10 protein-coding genes are annotated in these 12264 nt (G+C 43.8%); all 10 read right to left on the bottom strand.

All coding sequences use genetic code 11. The annotated features are described in order from the left end of the window. Positions 1-2 precede the first annotated feature (2 nt). Positions 3-929, bottom strand: coding sequence for a cysteine synthase A (cysK, locus tag NSQ83_RS00435; RefSeq protein ID WP_015715109.1), 927 nt, complete (start codon positions 927-929; stop codon positions 3-5). A gap of 75 nt (positions 930-1004) precedes the next feature. Further along, on the bottom strand, positions 1005-1898 hold the full coding sequence (locus tag NSQ83_RS00430; RefSeq protein ID WP_024571698.1) for a peptidyl-prolyl cis-trans isomerase: 894 nt from the start codon (positions 1896-1898) through the stop codon (positions 1005-1007). Between the two features lie 46 nt (positions 1899-1944). Next, a complete protein-coding gene (gene hslO / locus NSQ83_RS00425) occupies positions 1945-2820 on the bottom strand; it encodes a redox-regulated molecular chaperone HslO (protein ID WP_003226695.1) in 876 nt (291 codons plus the stop codon). 11 nt (positions 2821-2831) lie between these two features. Next, positions 2832-3608, bottom strand: a complete 777-nt coding sequence (locus NSQ83_RS00420) for a type III pantothenate kinase (protein ID WP_010886388.1) — start codon at positions 3606-3608, stop codon at positions 2832-2834. A 193-nt stretch (positions 3609-3801) separates the two neighbouring features. Beyond that, on the bottom strand, positions 3802-5715 hold the full coding sequence (gene ftsH, locus NSQ83_RS00415) for an ATP-dependent zinc metalloprotease FtsH (protein ID WP_003243881.1): 1914 nt from the start codon (positions 5713-5715) through the stop codon (positions 3802-3804). Positions 5716-5812: 97 nt separating this feature from the next. Further along, positions 5813-6355, bottom strand: a complete 543-nt coding sequence (gene hpt / locus NSQ83_RS00410; protein WP_003226700.1) for a hypoxanthine phosphoribosyltransferase — start codon at positions 6353-6355, stop codon at positions 5813-5815. Beyond that, positions 6352-7770, bottom strand: a complete 1419-nt coding sequence (gene tilS / locus NSQ83_RS00405) for a tRNA lysidine(34) synthetase TilS (protein ID WP_198879165.1) — start codon at positions 7768-7770, stop codon at positions 6352-6354. Before tilS ends, hpt begins: the two co-directional genes overlap by 4 nt. 103 nt (positions 7771-7873) lie before the next feature. Next, a complete protein-coding gene (gene prkT, locus NSQ83_RS00400) occupies positions 7874-8890 on the bottom strand; it encodes a serine/threonine protein kinase PrkT (RefSeq protein ID WP_019712374.1) in 1017 nt (338 codons plus the stop codon). Continuing rightward, a complete protein-coding gene (locus NSQ83_RS00395) occupies positions 8856-9593 on the bottom strand; it encodes a VWA domain-containing protein (protein ID WP_003243782.1) in 738 nt (245 codons plus the stop codon). Before NSQ83_RS00395 ends, prkT begins: the two co-directional genes overlap by 35 nt. Before the next feature lie 84 nt (positions 9594-9677). Further along, a complete protein-coding gene (gene spoIIE, locus NSQ83_RS00390; protein WP_015253002.1) occupies positions 9678-12161 on the bottom strand; it encodes a stage II sporulation protein E in 2484 nt (827 codons plus the stop codon). Positions 12162-12264: the final 103 nt, after the last annotated feature.

Genomic DNA, 12264 nt, shown 5'->3' with positions numbered 1-12264 from the left:
TTTTAATCGAATTGATACAGCGGCGTGCTTAGATAACGTTCGCCGTTACTTGGAATGATGGCCAATACTTTTTTGCCTTTTCCGAGTTTTTTCGCTACTTGAAGAGCAGCATAAATTGCCGCACCTGATGAGATGCCTCCGAGAATTCCTTCTTCACGTGCAGCTCTGCGGGCATATTCGAATGCTTCTTCATTCTTCACAGGGAAGATTTCATCATATACTTCAGTGTTTAAGATGTCCGGCACGAATCCAGCTCCGATTCCCTGAATTTTGTGGGGGCCTGGTTTTCCTCCTGAAAGCACTGGGGAATCTGACGGTTCAACAGCGTAAATCTTGATGGAAGGGTATGCTTCCTTCAGCACTTCGCCCGCTCCCGTAATCGTTCCGCCCGTTCCGATTCCGGCTACAAATGCGTCAAGCGGGTCATCACCGAATTGCTCAACGATTTCTTTACCCGTTGTTTGGCGGTGAATTTCTGGGTTAGAAGGGTTGTTAAACTGCTGCGGCACAAAGTATCCGTGCTTTTCAGCAAGCTCTTCAGCTTTCTTAATGGCGCCTTTCATGCCTTCCGCACCAGGAGTCAGCACAAGCTCAGCACCGTATGCGCGAAGAAGGTTGCGGCGCTCCATGCTCATTGTATCAGGCATAACCAAAATGGCTTTTAATCCTTTAGCAGCAGCAACCATTGCAAGCCCGATTCCTGTATTTCCGCTTGTCGGTTCAATGATCGTATCACCGGCTTTTAATTTTCCTTCTTTTTCAGCCGCTTCAATCATGGCTAAACCGATACGGTCTTTTACACTGCTTCCAGGGTTCATGTATTCAAGTTTTAGATATACATCCGCACTGTTTTCATCTGCAAGGCGATTTAATTTAACGATTGGCGTATTCCCAATTAATTCAGTAATGGAGTTTGCTACACGTACCATTCTCGACACCTCAATTTCCGACTATTTGTATTGGTATTATGTATATAATCTATCAATTTCAAAATTTTTTGTCAATCACTTAGTACTTTTTTCCCCATAAAACCAAGATACATCGGCTTCTTTCCAAAGTGTCTTAACTGTCGCTTTATCGCCTAGCTGATCCATTGCGATTTGCCGTCTGATCTGGTCCTTTACTTCATCAAATGAGAACGTTCTTGCCTTTAGTTTTTCTTTCAGCTGGATAATGGCATATCCGTTGCTGACCTTTATTGGTTCCTGAGACCATTCATCCTCTTTGAGTGTTTTCGCCTCTTCAATGTATGCTGATGGAATGTTGTCTGATGCCTCTGTGACAAAACCTAAATCTCCGCCGTATGGTGATGTATATCTGTCAGTGGATCTTTCGGCAGCGACAGCTTCAAAGCTTGATCCGCCTTTCAGTTCTTTCAGGACTTCTCTCGCTTCTTCTTCATCTTTTACAACAATGTGCCGAATTCGATACGAATCATCAAACTGATATAGTTCCTTATTTTTATTATAGAATGATTCCAATTCTTTGTTTGAGATATCGATATCCCTTGTTAACAATTCCTCAAGGAGGATATTATAACGAATTTGGTCTTTCCACTCTTTCTCCGTCGTATGTTCATCTTCGTAAAAGGAATTATTGACCGCTTTAATCAGCAAAAACTCACGATCAACTTCGCTTTTGGATATTTTAAGGTTGTTCTTTTTAGCCAGCTGCTCAACAACTCGGACATTGATCATATCTTCAAGCGTTGACTTACCATACTGATCTTCCATTTCTTTCAGCCATTCTTCTCTTGTCACACTCTTGCCCCCGATAGTCGCAATAGACTCACCGGATGACGATGCGCCGGCTTGGGATTTCGTCAGCGTATATGCAACAGCAATACAGCAAACCAACAGCGCCCCTAAAATAATGGTCCAGATTGTTCTTGATTTCAAACCTGCTTTCAGCCCCTTTTCTCAAATTAAAAACCCGCTAAAGAGCTTAGCGGGTAGTTTGGTCACGAAGCCCTTCCAGCTCTTCTTTTGTAAATAAGTACTTTTCATTACAAAAATGGCATACTGCTTCGGCTTGTCCATCTTCTTCTATCATATCTTGAATTTCTTTTTTGCCTAGTCCTAAAATGGCTGTTTCGAACCGTTCTTTTGAACAAGGGCAATGGAATCTGACAGGCATCGTTTCCAAAATCTCAGGTTTCTCGCCTAGGACTTCTTCTAAAATTTCTTCTGGTGTCAGCCCTTTTTGGATGAGCTTAGAAATCGGCTCTACTTGAGATAGACGCTGTTCAATTTTTGTGATTGTTTCATCATCTGTTCCCGGCATCAGCTGAATAATAAAGCCCCCTGCCGCAAGAATGGTATTGTCAGGATTCACGAGCACACCTACGCCCACTGATGAAGGAACCTGCTCAGATGATACAAGATAGTAAGTGAAATCATCTCCTAATTCTCCTGAAACGATTTCTACTTGTCCTGTGAAGAACTCGCGCAAACCTAAATCTTTTACGACACTTAACGTTCCGTTTGTTCCAACCGCACGTCTGACATCAAGCTTGCCTTGTTCATTTAAATCAAAATGAACTTGCGGGTTAGAGACATAGGCTCTGACTTCTCCTTTGGCATTGGCATCAGCTACAATAGCTCCGATCGGACCTCCGCCCTCGATTTTCACGGTCAGCTTATCATCGCCCTTCAGCATAGCGCCGAGCATGAGTGAAGCTGTCATTGTGCGGCCCAATGCAGCGGATGCTGTCGGCCACGTACCATGGCGTCTCTGCCCCTCATTTACCATATCAGTCGTTCTCGCCGCATAAGCCCGAACTTTTCCGTCATACGCAAGTGCTTTTACTAAATAATCCATTACTAAACCTCCTATACACTTCCTACGCGGTTTCTTTCATAAATCAATTCCAGCCCTTTTAGGGTTAAGAATGGATCAACGATGTCTATACAATCTGATTCGTTCGCAATGAGCGGCGCTAGGCCTCCTGTCGCAATGACCTTTGGTTCCTGTTTTGCCTGCCATTTCATTCGCTTAACGATTCCTTCCACTTGGCCGACATAGCCAAATAAAATCCCAGATTGCATCGCGCTAACAGTGTTTTTTCCGATAATATTGTCGGGCCGGGTGATTTCGATACGCGGAAGCTTTGCTGCACGCGAGTAAAGCGCCTCTGTCGAAATTGTAATCCCAGGGGCAATCGCCCCGCCCATGTATTGTTTGTTTTCATCAATATAGCAGTACGTTGTGGCGGTTCCGAAATCGACAACAATTAATGGATTGCCGTATAAGTGTATCGCAGCGACAGCATTTACGATTCTGTCTGCCCCCACTTCTTTCGGATTGTCATATTTTATATTTAAACCGGTTTTCATACCTGGACCAACAATTTGCGGCTCGATATGAAAGTATTTTGTGCACATTCTTTCTAACGCAAACATGATTGGCGGCACTACTGACGAAATAATAATGCCATCTATCTGTTCAAACATAAGCCCGGAGTGATCAAATAAGGAGCGCAAAATCATCCCAAACTCATCTTCTGTTTTATGCCTGCTTGTTTCTATACGCCAGTGATATTCTAATTTTCCATCATGATATACACCAAGTACAGTATTGGTGTTCCCCACATCGATAACCAGTAACAACCTCTATCACCACTTTTGAATAGTTTCTCTACTTTACTTTTACAAACATTCTACAATACCATACACGATCAGCGGCTCATTTGTAAACAAATCGATACCAGATTTGGATGATTGTAAAAGCCGCAGCTGAGCCCATCATTTACATAAAAAAACTGCCAGCTTCAGCCGGCAGTTTTTTTAGAAAGAAAGCGAATTACTCTTTCGTATCGTCTTTCTTTTCTTCTGTTTTTGTCAGAATGTTTACTTTCACATCATCGTTCTTTTCATCATCTGAGAAATTACGCTCAGGTAATGTTCCATGATCGATAAGGTGTTTGATCTGTTCAGCGTCAAGCGTTTCAACTTTCAGAAGCGTTTGGGCAATCAATTCAAGCTTGTCACGATTTTCAGTCAGGATTTGTTTCGCACGCTCATAACATTCTTTGATGATGCGCTGAATTTCCTGATCAATTTCGTAAGCGATTTGATCACTGTAGTTCTGTTCGTTGTTGAAATCACGGCCTAAGAATACCTGACCGCCCTGAGACTGTCCAAATTGCAACGGTCCCAGTTTTTCTGACATACCGAATTCCGTAACCATTCGTCTTGCAATATTCGTCGCACGCTGGAAGTCATTGTGCGCCCCTGTGCTGACTTCACCGAAGATAATCTCTTCAGCAACACGTCCGCCCAAGAGGCCGACAATTTTATCAAGCAGCTCCGGCTTTGTTTGGAAATAACGGTCTTCTCTTGGCAGCATAACAGCATAACCGCCAGCCTGGCCCCGAGGAACAATCGTTACTTTATGAACCATATCTGCCTCATCTAAAACGAGTCCGATAACGGTGTGTCCGCCTTCGTGATAAGCCACGATATTGCGTTCTTTCTTGGAGATAACGCGGCTCTTCTTAGCAGGTCCGGCAATTACACGGTCCGTCGCTTCGTCAATATCACGCGCATCGATTTTTTTCTTGTTTTGACGAGCTGCTACAAGCGCAGCTTCATTCAAGAGGTTTTCTAAGTCAGCGCCCGAGAAGCCTGGTGTTCTCATGGCAATTGATTTTAGGTTAACCGTTTCATCCAGCGGTTTGTTTCTCGCATGGACTTTCAATACAGCTTCACGGCCAATGACATCTGGGCGGTCCACTGTGATTTGACGGTCAAAACGTCCCGGACGAAGTAAGGCTGGGTCCAAGATGTCCGCACGGTTCGTCGCAGCAATGATGATAATTCCTTCATTAGCGCTGAAGCCGTCCATTTCAACAAGCAATTGGTTTAGCGTCTGTTCACGTTCATCGTGTCCACCGCCGAGACCAGCGCCACGCTGGCGTCCGACTGCGTCAATTTCATCAATGAAGATCAAACAAGGCGCATTCTTTTTCGCATTTTCAAACAAGTCACGCACACGGGAAGCACCGACCCCTACAAACATTTCAACGAAATCAGATCCGCTGATGCTGAAGAAAGGTACGCCGGCTTCTCCTGCACAAGCCTTGGCAAGCAATGTTTTACCGGTACCCGGAGGCCCGACTAAAAGCACGCCTTTCGGTATTCTGGCGCCAAGCTCGGCAAACTTGCGGGGATCTTTCAGAAACTCAACAACTTCAACAAGTTCTTGCTTTTCTTCGTCAGCCCCTGCAACGTCTTTAAATTTGACGCGTTTCTTTTCCTCTGTATACAGCTTCGCTTTACTCTTGCCAAAGTTCATGACACGGCTGCCGCCGCCTTGAGCCTGATTGAGCAGGAAGAAAAACAGAATAAAGATAATGACAAATGGGATGATGGTCGTCAGGAACGTCACCCATCCGCTTGTTTCTTGAGCGGGCTCAACCTTTACGTCTGTCTTTTTCAAAGCGTTAAATATCTGGTCTGCTCCCTTTCCTTCAGGAACATGAGTCAAAAAGTATTGATCTTTGTCGTAGTTTTTCAGCTGCCCTTTTACCTCATAAACACCTCTGACAGGCTGAACCGATACGCTATCAACTTTCCCGTCATCCAGGTTTTTGATGAACGTACTGTACGACATATTTTCTGTTTTCGGATTTGAGGTCTGGAAGTAGCTCACAACCCCGATTACTACTAATAAAATAAGTAAATAAAAAATGGTATTACGGAAGACCCGATTCATTCCTTACCTCCTCCCACAGTAAGCACAACTATGTTCAATAGTACCATAGAAAATCATTCCAATACAAACAATAACCATCTCGGAAGCAGGCTGCCGATCAGCTTTCATAAACTGCCGGTTTTAACACTCCGATATAAGGCAGATTGCGATAGCGCTCAGCATAATCAAGTCCGTAACCCACTACAAACGCGTCAGGAACTTCAAAACCGACAAAGTCTGCTTTGATGTCCGCTTTTCTTCCGCTCGGTTTATCCAAAAGGGTAACAATCTTAATTGATTTTGCTTTACGGTATCGGAAGAGCTCTACGAGATAACTTAAGGTTAACCCACTGTCGATGATATCTTCAATAATTAAGATGTCCCGGCCCTCTACAGATGTATCCAAATCTTTAATGATTTTTACTTCTCCAGAAGAAACCGTAGAATTTCCGTAGCTTGATACATCCATGAAATCCATTTCCAAATATGTATCAATATGCTTGATAAGATCCGCCATAAAAGGAAGTGCTCCTTTTAACACACCGATTGCCAACGGAAATGTATCTTGATACTCGCTCGTTAATTCTGCACCTAACTCTTTTACTTTCTTTTGTATCTCTTCCTCTGAGATCAGTACTTTCTCGATATCATGTTTCATCATGATTTTGCTTGCCCCCTACACTTTTCATGCTGTCTATATTGTAATACAATGCGGTCGCTGTTTGGAATCACAAGATCTTCAAAAATTGATTTTTTCAAGCCAGGTATCCAGATAATTTCACCGCTTGCGTCCGTCACAATCGGCCAGTTGTCTCTTTCTTGGAGAGGCAGTTTCTTATCAATAAATATATCCTTTACCTTTTTTGAGCCGTTCATCCCTTTTAGTTTGATCCGGTCTCCAGCTTTTCTCGTCCGGATTGTTAAGGGAAATCGCACCTTTTTTTCACTTGTGATAAAAACAGCATTCCCATGTTCTTCAGGCGAGTCCGCATAATGCCTTGCCTCTATCAGATATCCATTAGGGAGCACTGCCGTTTCATCAGAAGCTCCGCTAATTTGGTATTCAAAGGGAACATTTTTGCACTGCCATTGTTCAAATGTAAACAAACATGTCTGATATGATTTGACCACCTTCAGCCCTTTCGGAAAGTCCAGTACTCCTGAAGGACTGCCATTTTCCGCCCAATCGAGAAACTGCTGAATGTGATGGGCTGAAAAGGATGATGGAACGTTTTCATAAAGATAGTTTAATATTAGTTGAACTCCTCTTCTTTGTAAAGGCATCGGGAGGGCAAGCAATTGAGAGGAATTGATTTCAACTGATGTATTAGACTGGCTTGTGATTACTTTATTCATTTCATCTTTCGTTAATGACTGTAAGAATTGCTCATCTTCCGTCAGTGCTTCACTCACTTTCTGAAACCTTTTATGCACATCCGGAGATTCCTGCTTCAAAAACGGGAGCACTGTTTTTCTGAATCTGTTTCTTGTGTAGTCATCTTTGGCGTTGCTTTCATCCGTCCGGTAGCTCAAGCCGTTTTCACGGCAATAGTGAAGGATCTCTTCCTTTGTAATGGTTAAGAACGGCCTGATGATCCGCCCTGTCCCAAAACGTCTAACCGGCTGCATTCCCGCAAGTCCCGTTCCAAGCGTACCCTTAGCCAGTTTCATAAGCATTGTTTCAACCTGGTCATCACCATGATGCGCAAGAGCCAGATAGTCCGCTTGGTGCTTCGACATGATTTCCTCAAAAAACTGGTAGCGGCAATCGCGTGCTGCAGCCTGCTTATTGAGTCCTTTTTCCTGTGCATATGCGGTTACATTGATTTGAGCCGTTTCGCACACGAGCTGTTCAGCTTTACAATAAGCTTGGACAAAACGCATGTCCTCCTCGGATTCCGCACCTCTGAACCGATGGTCAACGTGAGCTGCAATAACATTCGCTGAACGGCCGCATAACGTATGCAACGCGTGAAGAAGAGCCATTGAGTCCGGACCGCCGGAAACGCCTACAATGATTGTCGCCCCTTTTAACGTAAGATTGTGTTTGTTTAAAAAATCTTTGACACTTTTCACAATGTCCTCCTCACAATGAGCAGGTATTTTAAAGATATTCATATCCTAACACTTTCAACCCCTCCAAGCAAAGAAGAAGCATAGGCTCTGCAGTTTGCGCCATTCAGATTAAGAAAAAGATAATATAGGCGAAATAAAGCGCTAAAACACTGATCACGATAAGCGTTGTTTCAAATAACCCCCCCGACTTAGCCGGTTTCTGTTTTGGGGTATATCGCCTCTTCGTTATTTTTCCTTGGCGCGGTTTTTGCTGTCTTTGTCGTGTGGCAGGCTGCGGTGATGCTTTTATAGGCTGTTTTCTTTGTGCTGCTTTTTGCCCCGCGTCTAGCATATCCTTTTTCATTTCATCTGCGGATTGATAATCTCCGTTCAAGGCTGAAAAAAGCACTTTTTTATACTTATGAAGCAGCGGGTTTCCTTCGATGAGAGACCTAAGCTGTTCTTTGGGCTGGTTCGTTTTCTTAAATTCTTTTTTATGCACACTGTTGATCATAATCATGGCAACTGCGAACAGATCATAGGATGGCTCTGCCTTTCTTGTTCCATACCCCCAATAGCCTCTGTCATAAAACTCCGTATACTCTTTTATCGCCCGGCCTTCCTTTGTCGTGCCGCCCACATCAATGCAGCGGATCCTTGCGGGCGGACCAGTTACGATCAGATTATCAGGTTTAAGATCGCCGAATATCCATCCTTGCTGGTGAAGCACCGATAAGCTGGATAACAGCTGAATCATTAATACCGGTATCCACTCTGCTCCTTTATCACTGACATACTTCAAAAGCAGCGGCCCTTTTATGTATTCCATTGCATAAAATGAAACTTTCGTATTGGTACTGGGAATATAGGCATCATCCGTATCAAAAAAAGAAGGCCCCATCGTAACGGACTGGGCCTTTGAGAAAGATTTCAAGACATTCACTTCAGAAGTAATAGACAGGCTGTCATCACTCACCTTTAAGGCAACATGTCCATCTGATGCTTCTGCCAAATACACAATTCCATTGGCCCCTTTACCAAGCTGTTTACGCAATGTATAAGTGTTTCCATTCCACTTGCCTTTGATTGTCGTACCCGGCTTGAGGCTACATGCCAAACTCGTCAAAGCGTCGTTCATCATCTGCCAGCATGCCCCTTCTTGAGCGTATTTTTTCAAACTGCAGTGTCGCTTCACGAATCGCCGGACCTGTCGGCGTGATGCCGCCTGTCGAAAGCTTTGCAAAGAGTGTGGAAAGAGATTGCAGCTTCGGTGTCCAGTTCAGCACAAGCTCGACCTCTTGTTTTTTCCCGGGAAATATACACATCGCAAATTCGTTATTCCCGATTCGGGAATTGAGGCTTACAGACAAATCAATCAGCGCCTCTTTTACTGTTGGAAGCTTTGGCGCCATACTTGCACTTGTATCAACAAGAACCAAAACCTGAAGATGCACCGTTTCTCCAAGCTCGTCTACCACTTCCATGACTTCGCCGCGTTTTTCCGGAGAAAGCTCTTCCATTTCCACATTCTTTCCGAGAATCTGTTTCAGTTCTTGATTGACTACACCTTGTAAGGTTTGCGTCATCGCTTTTTTTGTTACCATTTGAACAGTTTGTGAAAGCTGAGATGCATAAACGACTTGGTGCACGCCTCCGCCGGCAAGTGCAATCCCTTCGACTTCCTTCATTGCCTCAGGGTCAATTTGATTTTCTTCCATTATACCAATGACATTTACCGTAATCCCCTGCTCTTTAGCAAAAGCAGCCATTGCAAGCGGGTCTTCCCCATGGTTTGAGCAGCCATCCGTTATCAGCAAAATTTGATTTAAATGTCCGTTGTTCACATTCATTCCTCCTGGAGAATACGAGGATTCTCAGATTCATATATTCCCATCTTCGCCAGAAGAAATTTGATTTATACGGAAGCGTTATGAAATTTCTTGTTTGTTTTGAAAGATTGCCGGAACAGGAATGGATGCCCACTTCGGTGTATTGTGATCAATCCGGACGACAACAACAGTCATATCGTCCTCAATTTGGCCGGATCTTGTGCGGATGACTTCTTCCATAAGCAAATCGGCAATCTCCTGCGGGTCATTTGTTTTCAACCCTTTCATTTTACGTTTCATCCATAAGTCGTGATTTTCCACATGCTTAGGCCCCTCAAAAATGCCATCACTCATCATAATTAAGAGGTCACCCGCTTTCAGCTGTTCACTCACAACCTCCACATCAAATTCATTAATAATACCGATTGGCAGATTGCTCGCTTGAACTTTCATGACCTGGTCACCCCGTTTGATAAAGCTAGGCGTCGATCCAACCTTCAAAAATTTACAGCTGGCATCTTGAAGATCGATAATAGATAGGTCAAGCGTGGAATATATTTCGTCAGTTGTCCTTAGAGACAGTATGCTGTTGATCGTTTTAATTGCTATTTTTTCATCAATTCCCGATTCAAGGATTTTTTCAAGAAGCTTGATCGTTTCATTGCTTTCAAAGTGCGCTCTTGCGCCATTGCCCATTCCGTCACTGATTGCTGCAGCATATTTTCTGGCTCCAAGCTCCATCATGCTGTAACTGTCGCCGGAGACAAGGCCGCCGCCCTTCGCAGCGTGAGCAGCTCCCGTGGACACCCTGTATGATTTTGTTGATCCAAAGGCGACATGGCTGTATCCATTCGGATGCGGAGAGTGCTGTTCGGCTTTCACAAGAATTTGTTCTTCCAGAATGTCAGACAGCATAGGGGCAATGATTTTTTCACTTTCTCCATGTCCGCTGAACGGAATGGTCATTTCAATATCTATATTTCCTTGTTCAAGGCTATAGATCTCGACATGCTGAATCTCAATTCCGAAATGTTGAAGCGCCTCTATGATTTGCTCTTCCTGTAGAAAGTGCTGTTCTCGCTCTCTTTTTATTTCCCGAGAAAAGTCGGCCATGACTTCAGAAACGCCTAAAAGCTGTTCAGCAACAAGGCGCCTGCTGTCTTGGACTTTTTTCTTGAGTGTCAAATGGGCATGATGATGTGCGAGCTCATCCTCAATCAGCTCTTCAACCTGCTTGGATTTAGAACAATACTGTTGAAACTCTTTTTTCAGCCTTCGGTTTGATGCATATTCTTTTTCCTCTGTTTCAAGCATAACTTGTTTCATTAAATCATATGTTTTATCAAAGTTCTGTACCCAGCACCTGTTTTTCTTGTAGCACGTCTGACAGGAATGCTCCGTGATTTTGCTTAAGAACAGATCAACTTCGCTGTCATCTGTCTGTTCGTCTGATGCTTGATAAAAGGTTGCAAAGCTTTCAGACAGCGCGTGAAATACATTGGAGAACTGGTCTACCTTCTGAGCAGTGACATCACGGATTTTTCTAGCGTATTGCTGTTGCTCTTGAAGATGCTCGACAGTTCCCGGAATATATCTCGCCACTTTCCTTGTAATAGATTGAGGTGTGAGCAAAAACAGGCCGACTGCGATTAATGACTCATAGAGCGTTGTCATCAGACCGGCAGAGCCTTCACCATATAAAGATATAAGAAGTGAACCAACGATCAGACCGATTGCTGCACCCGCTTTTTTTCCTTCCTTCAGCAAACCGCCCAATAAACCGGAAAAAGCAAGCAGACTCATTTGATATAGGTTTCCGATATTCGCCAAGCCAAGAATCAGGCCGGTCACAACACCAACCGTACAGCCGATGCTTGCTCCGCCAATAAAGGAAAAACTCAATACAACATAACGAGCCAATATATGTTCTGCCTGCATCCCTTGGTAGGACAAGCCGGCCAGCCCCGTTAAAACAGAGGCAATAAGAATCATAAAGCAAATGATTTCCTCTATTTTTAATGATTGTTTCACTTTTTTCACAGTAAAAATCGGAAGGCTCTGAAGGAAAATCAGTGTTAAGATAAACGACAGTCCAGCCTCAACGATAGCCATTACATAATCATAGGTTGTAAATACGCCATTTTGGGCATAAACAAACCCGGCTCTTGCTGCAGCCATCGAGAAGAACACGACAATCGGGAGTGCTTTTACACGATCGTCGGTAATGAAGGCAGCCACTTTAGAAAATACGAAGAATGCCAGCAATGCCGCCAGTATGAGCAATGAGTGCTTTGGAGATATGGTCAGCGCACCTGCAAGCACAGCCAAAACCGCATAAAACGCTTTGTCTCTTCTGATAAGAAGCATCGCTCCAAAGAAAGGAAGTGCGAAAGGAAGCACCTCGGATAATATGAAAGCCCGTCCAAGCAAAAATCCGATGACAACATAAATGAATCCTTTATAGAAAAACAGTGAATGCAAATGATGAGTCACCAGCTTCGTGCCCCTGTTAAAAAACGATTGGAGTTTTTCCAAAGCTTGTCCCGCCATTGGCCCGTTCACTCTTCTTTCTGCTTTTTCCATTCCTCTCATCTCCCACCTGTTATATTCGTTGCCTGTCATTATAGCGAAAGCACAGATAGGATTTTGTCAAAAGAAGGTAACAATACCAAAGAAATCTTCGACG

The organism is Bacillus sp. PS217 (assembly GCF_037963535.1).
GTDB lineage: Bacteria > Bacillota > Bacilli > Bacillales > Bacillaceae > Bacillus > Bacillus subtilis.
Note: the sequence above shows the minus strand (reverse complement) of the source record. Positions and strands in the feature narration are given on the sequence as shown.